This window comes from Nostoc sp. UCD121 (genome assembly GCF_014222285.1).
Taxonomy (GTDB): domain Bacteria; phylum Cyanobacteriota; class Cyanobacteriia; order Cyanobacteriales; family Nostocaceae; genus Nostoc.
Window position 1 is genome coordinate 1 of record NZ_JACKZS010000201.1, and the last position, 13,853, is coordinate 13,853.

Sequence of the window (13,853 nt, forward strand, 5' to 3'; positions counted from 1 at the left end):
ACTTTATACGTTGAAGAACAGTAATTTTACTTTCAACCGAATACTGGGTGTAATCCAGAAGCTATTATCTGGTAAGATAAGCGATAAGTTGCCCGCAGGCTTGACCATCCAATTTTGTTGATAAAAGTGACGGTTGTAGAGATAAACTCAACACGAAGGTTAACATAATTCATAATTCATCCCTGCGAAAATATTTGTATTAAAAGCAACGCAGATTTCCAAGCCCATCCTGAGATATTGGATTGGTAGAGCTATTTACAGAAGATTTATCACTCAGGTAAATTCACGGCGATCGCTATTTTAATTGATTGGGTGTGCTAGTTGCTCAAAGACTCTCCACCTTCTGGGTTGTCGTTAGACATAGCCTTGCTCATTAACCACCAAATGAGGAAACATCTATCGAAACTCCCATATAAGCTTATAGCCTGAATTAAATAGAACCGTAGCAGGAAACAAGGCTAACAAACCTAATTTCCTTAAAAAAGAGGGTTTACAGTACCTGTAATATGGGAGACTTGGCAATATTCCCTATAAATTCAGATTCAAGATGAACAACACAATTTCGGACATTGCAGTTAAGACGATCAACGGCAAGGATAAGCAATTAAACGAGTATACCGGGAAGGTACTCTTAATTGTAAATGTGGCTTCCTACTGCGGTTATACTTCTCAATACGACGGGTTAGAAAAGTTGAACCAGAAGTATGGCGAAGCAGGATTAAAGATTTTGGGGTTCCCCTGTAACGATTTTGGAGCGCAGGAACCAGGAAGCAATGAAGAAATTGTGCAATTCTGCACAAGTAAATATGGTGTTACCTTTGAACTATTCGATAAAGTCCATGCAAAAGGCTCACAACAGCATCCACTTTATGAGCGACTTACCAAAGCCGTTGAGCCAACAGGAACTATTGCTTGGAACTTTGAAAAATTTTTAGTTAATAAACAAGGTGAAGTGATAGCTAGATTTAATAGTAGTGTGCAACCCAATTCACCCGAAATAATTGCCATAATTGAAAAAGAACTAGCAAAATAGCCATTAGTCAATGAGTCAAAATTTTTGTACTCTTGACTGTTAGCTCTGGACGGTTAAATTTATTTACGCCCAGTTCCTTAATTTGAGAATAGTGTCTCAACTAGTAGTTTAATTTATTTGTGTTTAATTTGTCATGAATGTTGCAATTATTGGTTGTGGTTATGTTGGTTATCAAGTTGCTCAATATTGGCAGCAAACAATGAATTTTTTTGTCAGTGCAACCACAACTTCTTCTGAGCGTGTCTCTAAACTACAATCAGTATCGCAAAGAGTTGTCGTTACTTGCGGAAATGACCTAGATAGTCTAAAATCAGTTTTGCACAATCAAGATGTTGTACTTTTGAGTGTTGGTGCAAAAGGTGCAGAATTTTATGAAGAAACTTATCTACAAACTGCCCAAAACTTAGTTTCATGCTTGCAGCAGATTCAGAGTGTAAAACAATTAATATATACAGGTAGTTATGCTGTATATGGTGATAGAAATGGTGTATGGGTAGATGAGGAGACACCACTTGCACCCGCTAATTTAAATGCCCAAATTCTCCGTAAAACAGAGGATATTTTGCTATCAGCATCTAGCGAAAATCTCCGCGTTTGTCTCTTCCGCTTAGGAGGAATATATGGCCCCGGTAGAGAACTTTTGAAAATATTTAGTAGATATTCTGGTACAAACCGTCCCGGTGGCGAGGATATCACAAATTGGATTCATCTGGATGATATTGTTGCTGCGATAGAATTTGCCCGTCACCGTCGTTTGCAAGGGATTTATAATCTAGTCGATGATGCACATCTTACCAGCCGAGACTTGCTAGATAGCCTATTTGAAAAACATAATTTACCCAAAGTTATATGGGATACTTCTATCAAGAGTACTCGCCCATATAATGCTTGGGTGTCGAATGAAAAGCTGAAAGAGGCTGGATACCAGTTAATTCATCCACAGATGATTTTTTAGCAAGTATTATAACTAGGAATTATGCAACCATCTGCTGTGACTAATATAACTAATTTTACAGCATCTCCTAGCCAGTTTTACACTTGGCAGAATTATCGTTGTGCCTACGAAATTCATCAACCAACTAACACAACATCTGAGGGTATTCCCTTACTGTTGATTCATCCTATTGGTGTCGGATTGTCACGGAAATTTTGGCAGCGATTTTGTCGTGAATGGTATAATTCAGGTCAGCGTAATACCATTTACAACCCTGATTTACTAGGATGTGGTGAGAGTGATATGCCTCATCTGGCTTATACTCCTAGTGATTGGGCAGAACAGTTACAGTACTTTTTACAAACAGTAGTACGTCAACCTGTAATTGTAGTTGTACAAGGAGCATTATTACCAGTTGCGGTCGCATTAGTTCAAAAGGAATCAAACTTAATTTCCAAGCTTGTACTTGCTGGGCCTCCAACGTGGGCTTTGATGACAAATAAACCACCAGAATGGCAGCAAAAATTTATTTGGAATGTGTTAGATTCCCCTTTTGGGATTCCTTTTTATCGCTATGCACGCACTCCTAAGTTTTTACGTTCTTTCTCAACTCGCCAACTATTTGCTTCTGAGAGTGCTGTAGATGCCGAGTGGTTGAATACATTAGTTGCAGGTGCAGAAAATCCTGCTAGTCGCCATGCAGTGTTTTCTTTTTTAGCAGGGTTTTGGCGACAGGATTATACTAATTTTATTGCCTCGATTCAGCAATCAACATTAGCGGTTGTTGGGGAGACTGCATCGAGTATTAGCCAAAATAATAGAAAAGAAACGCCAGACGATCGCTTGGCTAACTACCTCGCCTGTTTTCCTCAAAGTAGAGGTATAAAAATAAATGGGCGTAATGTTTTGCCTTATGAATCCACTGCTGAATTTGTAGCAGCGATCGCACCATTCATCAAAGAAGCCTCTTAGCTGATTGATAGTTACATTATAATAGTCCTCCCATGCTAGGTTATGACTGGAATTGATTACTTCAGGAAGCAAGAACATGGTAACGAATCGCCGAGGACAAAGAGTTCCTAGTGTAACTTTTCATACTCGTAAAGATAACCAGTGGGTGGATGTGACAACCGATCAATTGTTTGCTAATAAAACAGTGGTTGTCTTCTCCTTACCAGGTGCTTATACTCCGACTTGTTCATCCACTCATCTTCCTGGTTACAATGAGTTGGCTGGAATTTTCAAAGAAAATGGTGTCGATGACATTATTTGTATTTCTGTTAATGATGCCTTTGTGATGAACGAATGGTCAAAGGATCAAGAAGCAGAAAATATTACGCTAATTCCCGATGGTAATGGTGAATTTACTGAAGGCATGGGAATGCTGGTAGATAAATCAGACTTGGGTTTTGGTAAGCGATCGTGGCGCTACTCAATGCTGGTAAGAGATGGTGTCATTAACCAAATGTTTATTGAGCCAGACGAGCCAGGAGATCCCTTTAAGGTATCCGATGCTGAAACAATGCTTAGATACATCAACCCCCAAGCAGTAAAGCCCGAAGTAGTTTCTCTGTTTGCGAAAGTGGGTTGTCCCTTCTGTGCCCGTGCGAAAGCAATGCTCAAGGAACATGGCATTAACTACGAAGAAATTACTTTGGGTAAGGATGTCACCACACGCTCATTACGAGCTGTTACAGGGGCGACAACAGTTCCCCAAGTCTTTATCGATGGTAAATTAATTGGTGGTTCTGAGGCATTAGAAGCCTACTTCGCTGCTAAATAGTTTTCAATAGGGGCGTACAGATGTGCGTCCCTATAAGGGATTCAAAGATTGGTCTTCTGTTTTTAGGTTTAAACCTCGTCTACCTTGAGAACCGTAGTTTGTAGGTTGGGTGTAGCTTTAGCGTAACCCAACATAAAATTTGGTGGTAATGTTGGGTTGCGTTTCACTCCACCCAACCTACATAAATATATCTTTTAAAAAACTCTAGGTTTCAATATAGATGAGGTTTAGTAACGGCGATCGCGTTCCAAGTCATAAATCACTTTCTCCAAATACTATTTATCCGATTGACTCTGATGCCTCTGGCGCTGCTGTTTGAGTAGTCGTTCGGCTGTTGTCGCATCACCGTTAAGTAAAACAAGTAAACGTTTTTGCAGTTTTCTGTTTTTCGGGTCACTGAAGTATGGCTTAGAAACCTTGTTCCGTGGTTGAGATGACCACAGTTTCATTAAGGCAAGTGATAAGCCGACAATCAGAAGTACTGCAATCAATCCCATACTTATTAAAATTAAGTATTGACCATCTTATATTCTGTAAAATATTTATCTAAATAGCCTCGGTGAATTTTTGGATATTTCGTGAAAATTATCAATTAACAAATCTTCAGATGAATAGATGTATTTTTGTCCAGTTAATTACTACTTCTCATATAAAATTGACTCGAATTGAATTTCTATTTATTCACAACTAATATGCTTGCCAGAATCCGCCGAATTTTGAGTCAATTTTTTAGCAAATCAAGAACAATCAACAACGAACCACTGAATAAAGTGAGTTTGATTGTGATTATTTTAATTGATATTTTTATCTTGATGAATGTTTTTACGGGACTAGATGATATTAGCAGATGGCATATCAGTCCGACCGAGGCTTATCCATGTTATTCAGAGTGGCAAAATTACCGGGCAAAAACCACTAAAGATAAAGACTATGAAATTGTGAGACTTTCATTGCCAGATTACCAGAATAATCAACTCAGTTTCCAGAAAAACTATCAACAGGCTGAAGCAGGACATCTGGGTAAGGTTTCTCAAACGTGTTTGCAATATGCCAGCTACAAGGATAAACTTAACAATCCTGAAAAGCAGCAAATCATCAGAACTATTGATCAGAAACAAGCGAAAATCAGTTCCCTTGCACAAGCCAATAGCACTATCAAAGCCCAATATGACTCAACGCTCTTAGAAAAAATTGCAGGTCAGGGTCGTCAACAATCAATTAATCAAGTTAGTGCTGAAAAAGCTAAACAGACATTAGAACAAAATAATCGCCAAATTTCTCTTCTTAAACAAGAAATTTCTACCCTTAAAAATGAATTGCTTGCCAAACCAGAAAGCATTAGTTTTGTCGCCTTTCTTAAAGATGACAATCAATTTCGGGAAGTTGATAAAGGTTATCAACAGGCATCATTTTGGTATCCCAGTATACAACTTGGTTTTCAGTCACTTTTTCTATTACCTCTAATTATCATTGCCTTATCAGTTAACAAATTTGCTCAGAGAAGAGGATATGGACTTGTATCGCTAATTAGCTGGCATTTGCTAGTTATATTTTTTATTCCACTAATTGTTAAAGTATTTGAATTTCTGCAAGTAGGTGCAATATTTCAATTTTTCTTTAATATCATTAGTACCCTTTTTGGTGGGTTAGTTTTCCTGATAAATTATGCTTATATTTTGCTGATTCCAATTATTGGTTTTGGAATTATCCAGTTTTTTCAAAAAGTTGTCTTTAATACTAAAGTTCAGGCAGCTAATAGAGTCCAAAAATCACGCTGTGTCAATTGCGCTAAGAAAATTCGACAGATTGATAATTACTGTCCGCACTGTGGCTATTATCAGTACGTTGAATGCCAAAACTGTCATAATCTTACTTATAAACATTTGTCGTACTGTAACCATTGTGGAACTTCTCAAAATTCCACCAGTAATTTGTAATCAGTGAGTAGTTAATCGGTATTTTTAACTTAGATTATGGAAAAAGCCAATAAGGAGAGTCAGTCACCGCTTTCTTTTCTCAAAAATCTGTTGATTGCTCGTTGGCGATCGCTCTTACTCCTGTTGATCGGAGTTTATTTACCTTTGCAGGTCTTTGAAATTCTGACAGTGAAGATATGGGAGAATCAAGCAGGCTTCCCGTGGGATGTGCCTATTTTGTTAGCAGTTCATTCTACAGCAAACCCACAGTTTGATGTTTTAGCAGTGACGCTGGCTATCATTGGGTTGCCTTGGATGGCGATACCGATTTTGGGTGCGATCGCACTTATATTACTACTACAAAAACGCTGGCGATCGCTAGCTTATTTGCTTACCGTCTCACTGGGAAGTGTGATTATCAACCGCACAGCCAAGGAATTAATGCATCGAGTGCGTCCACAATTGTGGCAGTCCATTGCACCTGAGTCTAGTTTTGCATTTCCTAGTGGTCATGCTATGACGAGTATAACTCTGGTAGCAATTTTGCTATCCTTAACTTGGGCTAGCTCTTGGCGCTGGTTGGTTTTCAGCTTCGGGAGCTTATACATAATAGCTATTGCCTGGTGTCGTCTCTATCTAGGGGTACATTTTCCTAGTGACATTCTCGCAGGTTGGATGGTTACATTAGGTTGGACAATTGGTGTCAGTATAATTATCAAACCGTATATAACTAAAGTCAAATCCGTAGATAGCGAACTCCCCAAGAATGAAACCACCTTACTCCCTGAAGAAGAAAAGTTGATAAATGAGGAGTGATATTATATCTGCTTAAAGACTTTGATATCCTCTTAAATACCTATTAAAAAGGGAGAATGTCATTACGCTTTCCCCCTTTTTAATAGCTAGAGTAAATTAATGACTGCCTAAACTATATCTAAACCTTTTCCAGACAAACTTTTAACTAAAAGGTATTTAAATACATCCTTAAATAAATTTCCCCCATTTATTATGAGCCTTGTAAAAGCTCATTGATTGAACTTATACTCTGTTTAATTTGTTCTGTTAAAGAAGTTCTGAATAGGTCAAGGGTTTCGCCTGAAAAATTGAGTAATCCCAAAGCATATAATAGGCTTGAAATTCCGATAAAAAGAGCCAAAAGTCTACCAAAACAACCGGGATTAATTTCAATAAAACCTAATTTAGACTGCCCGATTACAGCAATCGTTACAAAAAGAATTCCTGCTATTAAAAATGTGCTATTTGGAGTTATATCTGTCATATCACTATTAAGATGCCTCAATATTTTTATTGTAGCTATTATTAGTCTAAATTTGCGGACTGCCTATAAGGATCCTAAATAATTTGTAAGAAAATTTCCCCTCCCCCTAACGTCTTCCCTCAAAGTATGGGGGAGATGGCAAGGGTTTTACAATTATCTCAAATTCTCACGCATGATTTAGGACTGCTATATGTGCAGTAATAAAAATTAGTTTACATCTGAGTTAAACGGAAATTTTAGGTTTTATTATTTTGCTGAAACGATTTATTTGTAAAACTTTCAGCATCAGAAAGCCAAATTACTCTCACTCCTGTACTAGACTTGGGTTTAGTTTACATACTATAATACACTAAGCCGATAGGAATAGTGGGTTTTTATGGAAAGCGTCCAAAACGTCAGTCAAGAGTTAAATGTAACAGGAGACAAAGCCCTAGAGGATTTGCAACAATCAACTCCCGAAGAGTTCAAAAAAGACATTTTCAAAAAACTCAGAGGTGGATTTTTTTTGGTACTAGGATATTTATTGTCACCATTATGTTGGTGGAATGACCTATTATTCAATCTGCCAATAGCTTATGGTTTTGGGTATATATGTAGTTTACTTTCCCCAAAATTACTTCTACCTTGTTCAATTATAGGATATTGGCTCTCTAATATTGTGGGAATTCTCTTGATGCAATTCGGTTCTAAGGATATTTTTCAAAAAGAACCTCAAGAGCATAACCTCAAAAAAGAATTATTCACGGGTCTAATTTCTTCAACAGCTTATACCCTCTTGATTATACTATTAATCCAGTTGAGGATTCTCGATTCTCCCATTTTATTTGCCAACGGTTAACTTAGTCGATCGCGTTTCTATAGAACAAAAAGATCCCCGACTTCTTGAAGAAGCCGGGGGTCTGATCCTCTAAGTAGAGAGCAAATAATTACACAATAAGATTCAATTTTAATCAAATTTTAAAAATTCACTTAAATTTAATAGTTTTGGAGCCTCCTTACTTACGATTAATGGTAGCTTACCATTCCATTTTTCTATTGCTTGCCTTTGTAGGATTTCTGGAGTTAAACCATCACGTAATAATCTATGTGCTTCAGCCTCTCCTTTAGCTAAATTAACCTTTGCTTCAGCCTCTTTTGTTGCTCTGAGTGCGATAAACTCTGCTCGTTTTGCTTCTTGTTCCGCAATCTGCTTCGCCTCCACCGCCTCACCAAATCGTTCAGAAAAATGGACATGAACTAGAGAAATATCATCCACTGCAACGTGATAGTTACCCAGCCGTGTAGACAACGCATCATCTACTGCACCTTTAACTTCTCCTCGCTTAGTAATAATTTCTTCAGCAGTATACTTTGCTATTACTGCTTTTAATATTTCTTCAACGGCTGGGTTAATAATCCCCATGACTACAGCTTGTTCATCTCCAATTTCTTGAAAAATGACATTTGCTTCCTGGGGAATAATATGCCAATTGAGAGCGACATCGGCAAAAACATTTTGTAAATCCTTGGAAGAAGCTTCAGTCGAAATTTCCTGTTTTTGGACTCGAATACTCAACTTTTTCACAGTATTGACTACAGGAATAATTAAGTGAAGTCCTTCTCCTAATATCTGGTTTTGCACTTCGCCAAATTTCATTAATACACCGCGTTCTCCTGCATTTACAATTACACAAGGCGTAAGAAAGAGAGTTATCAGGAACAAAAGAGCAGTCAGTTTACCTGCACTGTTAAAAGTTTTATTTTTTATCATCTGTGTGAAACATGTATGCGTCTGGCACAGAGACACATATTTAGGAGTTGTAAGCTTCTTGCCGTTATGCTCTTATAACTTTGGCTCTAAGTCAATTTTCATATCACTCTAGACAATGTGAAAAATAAGTAGTAAATTCCTCAATGATGGGTTAATGTTTTAAACATACAGGTATATAGGTAAGCAGCCAATGTGTACTTTACTACCCAAACTTGGAGATAGTGAAGGCTAGTGTAGCTTTATTTTTACCTAAATCACTGTAATGATATCGAAAAACCGTAGTATTTGAAAAGGTAAGTTTGGCTAACAATCTTAAAAATTAGGAAATTTGCCCAAATGCTTCCCCAAGGATGGAGAATATAGTCATAGAGGAAATTTGACAGGAAGCAACGCAAACAGCAATGACAATTTTTAAAGGCTATACGCGACAGCATCTTTACTAGAAATGGATGGAGACGCAATGCTTATTACATTTAGCTAATATTTTTGTTTGCCAAACTCATCAATTGCTTATCCAAGTCGATGAGGTAATCTCTACCGTAAGTTCCATTCTCTAAGCTTGTGACAAGATGATTGGGAATGTCTTGTGTAATTTCTTCGCTACAAGAACCAGCAGCTAAAGCGATCGCAGCTACTGTATCCACGTCTCCTGTAAAAGCGATACAATCTTGTAAAAGTTCGCTCATCCTGTCATTTCGCATCACGGCAGTAATCGCGGCTCTGACACTCATCCAACCTTTAGACTTCACTTTACCTTCCCAAGGTTTAGCCCATTCCCCAGATACATAACCTTGGAGAAACTCTCCTAATTTGCGTTTTGCTCCCAGTCGGTAGATAAAATAATGCGACATCAGAGCAGCGGCAACAGCAGCATTGATTCCATCGGGTGTATTGTGGGTAATTGCCGCTTGAATTGTTGCTGCCTCAATGACTTTTTCTGGTGTTGGATAGATGCCAATGGGTGCTGCACGCATTGCACCCCCGCTTTTGTCACTATCAGGGTTAATTTTGGTTAAAAATTCTTCTCCATTCTGAATTTCTAGCAGAAAATGGTAGAAATTTCGAGAATAACCTTCTCTCTCATCGCGTTTAAAAGCTCTAACAAAGCTATCGGCTAAAACTTCTGGTGTCCATGGTGCTTGAGCAACAATCACTTCCGCAATGGCAATGCTCATCTGGGTGTCATCGGTATAGCTGCCAGGAATGAGTCGAAAACGGGGATGTTCGACGTATCGACTCAAATCGTTGTTAACGATCATCTCATCAGCATATTCAAAGCCTGCACCGTAGGCATCTGCAATTGCTAACTCTAGCAGCATAAGGGTATTAAATTAAAAACGGACGCGCCAGAAAAAAGCTAGAAATTGATTTAGCATCTACCGCCTCTCCTTCTTGAATAGCTTTCTCTAATTCTTCGGGAGTCAAAAACACAGTTTCGATATCCTCGTCTCCATCTTGTGCTGGTGGTGTCTCTAGCTTTTCCAAATCTCGCGCCAGAAAAGCATAGATAATCTCATCAGAATAACCAGGCGCTAGGAAAAATTCGCCTAATTTATCCCATTTTTGGGCACTATAGCCTGTTTCTTCTTCAATTTCGCGCTGTATTGTCTCTAAAGGTTCTTCATTTGCTTCCAAAGTTCCTGCCGGAAATTCTAATATCCGTCCCTGAATAGCAAAACGATATTGGCGCACCAGCACAAGTTTTCCCTCTGGTGTCACAGGCACTGCTAAAGCACCACCAGGGTGACGAACACATTCCCATTCTCCCTCCGCTTTATTAGGCAAACGCAAGCGATTGACTTCAAAATCAAACTTGCGTCCTTTATAAAACAAGCGTTGTTTTAGCAGTTGTGGTAATTCTCTACCTAATGGCATAGTAAAATCTGATTATCTGTTAAGTACAGAGGTAATATCAGCCTTTTCTGTGTTTAAAGATGGTAATTTTAATTGCCCATCGATAAATGTACATCAGAACAGTCTACCTCTTTCAGCAGTTCTTTAATAACACACCCGGATACTGGTTCTATCCAATCGGGGGCAATTTCTGCCAGTGGTACTAACACAAAGGCCCGATCCCGCATTCTTGGGTGGGGAATCTGGAGATTTGGTGTATCTACAATAAAGTCATCAAATAATAACAAATCTAAATCTAGAGTTCGTGGCCCCCACCGTTCTTGACGCACACGCGCAAATTGTTGTTCAATTCCTAACAAAATTTCTAATAAATGCTGGGGTAGCATCTCTACCTGCAATGTCACACAGCCATTTAGATAATCTGGCTGTGGTGGCCCCACAGCTTTAGTTTTGTACCACCTAGATTTAGCTTCTAAGAGAATACCTGGGGTTTGGGCTAAACTTTTGATAGCTGCTTCTAAAATTGTCTGGGAATCGCCGATATTACTACCAAGGGCAACGGCGCTTCTTCTTGGTTCAACTTCAGCGTAGTTCACCGTGGGCATCGCGCTCTCCTTAAGAAAGCTTTTTTTGGGCTGTCTCTGCCAATACTTTGGTATACCTGTTCCAGAAATGCCAATATTTTGAGGTATAAAAATTACAGGTTTTTACAAAACTAAATTAATCAAATATCAAAAACATTATTCTATGGTGAATTTAGTTAATTATTTATAGGATATTATACTAACACAATGGTGTTGAACTAACCCCAAAGTTGATTGATGGCGGTTATATAGTTACTACTTTGAGCGAGGAACTGACGTGGGGAAGCTTACCTCCTGGTTCAAGCGAAGACCAACTAATTTGAGTGACTCTGAACAAGGAGGAACAAATGAGAGCTTACCACCAGCACATCTGGCGCAGGCGAGGCAGTTACTGAGCAAATGAAAATTTTACCATCTAGGATGAAGACCAATCAGGCAACTGGCGGTAAACCACTCTATCGTCGGTTATGGTTTTGGGCAGGCTTGGGTGTAGGTGGTGGGATAGTTGCCTTGATCTATGGCATCAGTCTAATAGACCGCACTTTGCCAGATCAGGCCGAGTTAAACGCCGTGCTGAGAGAGCAAACACTGACCATCAAAGCTGCTGATGGAACTATATTACAACAACAAGGTGAAGCAACTAGAGAACAGTTAAAACTGGAACAAATACCAGATAATTTAAAAAAAGCTTTCATCGCTTCAGAAGATAGAAGATTTAGGCAACACAACGGAGTTGATCCACAAGGAATTGTCAGGGCGGGTTTGAATAATTTGCGATCGCAAGGTGTGGTAGAAGGTGGTAGCACCATCACCCAACAGTTAACGCGGATTCTCTTTTTAAAACAAGAACAGACAATCTGGCGCAAACTCAAGGAAGTCCGCCTAGCGCAAAAAATGGAGCATGAATTAACCAAAGATCAGATTCTAGAGCGTTACCTGAATCTGGTTTATTTGGGAGGTGGAGCTTATGGTGTGGCAGATGCCGCCTGGGTATACTTTAGTAAATCGCCAGACCAGCTTACTCTTGCAGAAATGGCAACGATCGCTGGATTAGCCCCTGCTCCTAGCTTATACGCCCCAGACAAGAATCCCGATGCGGCAATCCGGCGAAGAAATCTGGTATTGCAACGGATGCAAGAGGATGGAGTTATTACACCAGAGCAAAGGCAAGCAGCCCTTCAGGAGTCATTAACACTCAAAAGCAGTTTACCCAAGCGAGTACAAGTAGAATCACCATACTTTACCAGCTACATCCAAAAAGAATTGCCGAAGTATGTTCCTGCTAAAGTGCTGGCAAGTGAGGGATTAGTAGTGGAAACTACGCTGAATCCGACTTGGCAGAAAGTGGCAGAAGAGGCGGTTGCCAAAACGCTGCGAAATCAAGGACGCTGGGAGAACTTCAAACAAGCAGCAATGGTTGCCATTGACCCCCGAAGCGGTGAAATTAAGGCAATGGTTGGGGGAAAAGACTTTGGTAAAAACCAGTTTAATCGAGTTACCCAGGCACAACGGCAGCCAGGATCGACATTTAAAGGGTTTGTATATGCCACTGCGATCGCTAGCGGTAAAAGCCCCTACGATAGCTACGAGGATGCACCCTTTGTAGTAGACGGCTACGAACCGAAAAACTATAGTGAAAGATTTCGGGGTTCAATGAATATCCGAGATGCTCTCACACGCTCTATTAATATTATTGCGGTGAAGGTGTTGATTGATGTCGGATTTACGCCGACGATTAAACTTGCCCATGATATGGGGATAAAATCTGAACTCAAGCCCACCTACTCCTTGGCTCTCGGCTCAAATGAAGTCAATCTGCTAGAGTTGACCAGCGCTTATGGCAGTTTTGCAACTCAGGGATTGCACACAGAACCTCATGGTATTACCCGCATCCTCAACCGCCAAGGTAAGGTAATCTGGTCAGCTAATTTCAAATCTAAACGCGCCCTTGACGCTGACAGTGCCGCCATCATGACTTGGATGCTACGTAACGTTGTAGAAGAGGGGACTGGTGCTGCTGCCCAATTAGGTAATAGACCAGTAGCCGGCAAAACAGGTACTTCCGATGAAGCCCGCGATTTGTGGTTTATTGGCTACATTCCCCAGATGGTGACAGGGGTATGGCTAGGTAATGATGATAACCGCCCCACTTATGGCAGCAGTGGCAGCGCCGCTTACACCTGGCACGAATTTATGGAAAAAGCGGCAGAGGGGATGCCTGTCGAAAAGTTTCCTAAACGGCCAAAGTTAGAAGGTCGCAAAGGTACAATCAAAGCCCAATCCATCAAGCCCAAACAAGTGCTGAATCGTTCTATTTCATCTAATGGTGACTCAGAAGGAGAAAGTGCTAGAAATTCTGAGGAGAGTGGTTCATCAAGGAGACGTAGGAGAAGGAGCTATTCTCAAGAAGAACAGCAGTCAAACTATACCCCAAGACGGAGAAGACGCGATCGCAGCGAAGAATCAAATTCTAGTAACTCTTCTTCAGAATCATCTACTCCCCGGCGGCGCTCTAGAAGAGTAGAATCTGATTCTCCCCCGCCTCCCAGAACTCGCCGATCTTCCTCTCCCGACAATAATTCCGGTTCTTCATCGCCACAACCATCCTGGCGCGAGAGACTTAGACCTTCTAATTAATGATGAGTGGGAATTGGGCATTGGGAATTGGGAATTGGGGAAGTAACAAGGAGTCTTTCTCCTCTGCCTCCTGCCTCCTGCCC

General features: G+C 40.0%; 13 protein-coding genes and 2 pseudogenes. 8 read left to right on the forward strand and 7 right to left on the reverse strand.

The annotated features are described in order from the left end of the window. Positions 1-21: 21 nt before the first annotated feature. Positions 22-132, reverse strand: a pseudogene (locus GNF10_RS29095) (methylthioribulose 1-phosphate dehydratase); the annotation flags it as partial. A gap of 415 nt (positions 133-547) precedes the next feature. Here GNF10_RS29095 and GNF10_RS29100 point away from each other — a divergent pair. The 4 genes from GNF10_RS29100 (at position 548) to GNF10_RS29115 (ending at position 3,750) form a co-directional block, all read left to right on the forward strand. Further along, positions 548-1,033, forward strand: a complete 486-nt coding sequence (locus tag GNF10_RS29100) for a glutathione peroxidase (RefSeq protein WP_185580541.1) — start codon at positions 548-550, stop codon at positions 1,031-1,033. A 133-nt stretch (positions 1,034-1,166) separates the two neighbouring features. After that, complete coding sequence (locus GNF10_RS29105; protein ID WP_185580540.1) at positions 1,167-1,988, forward strand: SDR family oxidoreductase; 822 nt, start codon at positions 1,167-1,169, stop codon at positions 1,986-1,988. A 21-nt stretch (positions 1,989-2,009) separates the two neighbouring features. Further along, positions 2,010-2,939, forward strand: coding sequence for an alpha/beta fold hydrolase (locus tag GNF10_RS29110; protein WP_185580539.1), 930 nt, complete (start codon positions 2,010-2,012; stop codon positions 2,937-2,939). A gap of 76 nt (positions 2,940-3,015) precedes the next feature. Beyond that, a complete protein-coding gene (locus GNF10_RS29115) occupies positions 3,016-3,750 on the forward strand; it encodes a redoxin family protein (protein ID WP_185580538.1) in 735 nt (244 codons plus the stop codon). A gap of 275 nt (positions 3,751-4,025) precedes the next feature. On the opposite strand, the gene GNF10_RS29120 is transcribed toward GNF10_RS29115, so the two are convergent. Then, entirely contained in the window at positions 4,026-4,247 is a 222-nt protein-coding gene (locus tag GNF10_RS29120) for a hypothetical protein (protein WP_185580537.1), read from the reverse strand. Positions 4,248-4,442: 195 nt separating this feature from the next. Between GNF10_RS29120 and GNF10_RS29125 the strand changes: the two genes are divergently transcribed. Both GNF10_RS29125 and GNF10_RS29130 read left to right on the forward strand, forming a co-directional pair. Continuing rightward, a complete protein-coding gene (locus tag GNF10_RS29125; RefSeq protein WP_185593195.1) occupies positions 4,443-5,687 on the forward strand; it encodes a hypothetical protein in 1,245 nt (414 codons plus the stop codon). Positions 5,688-5,723: 36 nt separating this feature from the next. After that, a complete protein-coding gene (locus tag GNF10_RS29130) occupies positions 5,724-6,482 on the forward strand; it encodes a phosphatase PAP2 family protein (RefSeq protein WP_185581921.1) in 759 nt (252 codons plus the stop codon). 190 nt (positions 6,483-6,672) lie between these two features. On the opposite strand, the gene GNF10_RS29135 is transcribed toward GNF10_RS29130, so the two are convergent. Continuing rightward, positions 6,673-6,945 carry a hypothetical protein gene (locus GNF10_RS29135; RefSeq protein ID WP_260446346.1) on the reverse strand — a complete coding sequence of 91 codons (273 nt, stop codon included), beginning with the start codon at positions 6,943-6,945 and terminating at the stop codon, positions 6,673-6,675. Positions 6,946-7,321: 376 nt separating this feature from the next. Here GNF10_RS29135 and GNF10_RS29140 point away from each other — a divergent pair, with 376 nt between their 5' ends. After that, positions 7,322-7,783, forward strand: a complete 462-nt coding sequence (locus GNF10_RS29140; RefSeq protein WP_185581378.1) for a hypothetical protein — start codon at positions 7,322-7,324, stop codon at positions 7,781-7,783. Positions 7,784-7,891: 108 nt separating this feature from the next. On the opposite strand, the gene GNF10_RS29145 is transcribed toward GNF10_RS29140, so the two are convergent. From GNF10_RS29145 to folK, 4 genes are all read right to left on the reverse strand, one after another. Beyond that, positions 7,892-8,695, reverse strand: a complete 804-nt coding sequence (locus GNF10_RS29145; protein WP_185581377.1) for a prohibitin family protein — start codon at positions 8,693-8,695, stop codon at positions 7,892-7,894. A gap of 473 nt (positions 8,696-9,168) precedes the next feature. Then, a complete protein-coding gene (locus tag GNF10_RS29150; protein ID WP_185581376.1) occupies positions 9,169-10,014 on the reverse strand; it encodes an ADP-ribosylglycohydrolase family protein in 846 nt (281 codons plus the stop codon). Between the two features lie 7 nt (positions 10,015-10,021). Continuing rightward, the gene (locus GNF10_RS29155) at positions 10,022-10,570 is read right to left on the reverse strand and encodes an NUDIX hydrolase (protein WP_185581375.1); all 549 of its coding nucleotides are present in this window, start codon (positions 10,568-10,570) and stop codon (positions 10,022-10,024) included. Positions 10,571-10,638: 68 nt separating this feature from the next. Continuing rightward, a complete protein-coding gene (gene folK / locus GNF10_RS29160; RefSeq protein ID WP_185581374.1) occupies positions 10,639-11,154 on the reverse strand; it encodes a 2-amino-4-hydroxy-6-hydroxymethyldihydropteridine diphosphokinase in 516 nt (171 codons plus the stop codon). 256 nt (positions 11,155-11,410) lie between these two features. Here folK and GNF10_RS29165 point away from each other — a divergent pair. After that, positions 11,411-13,770: pseudogene (locus GNF10_RS29165) on the forward strand (transglycosylase domain-containing protein). The last annotated feature ends 83 nt before the right edge of the window (positions 13,771-13,853 follow it).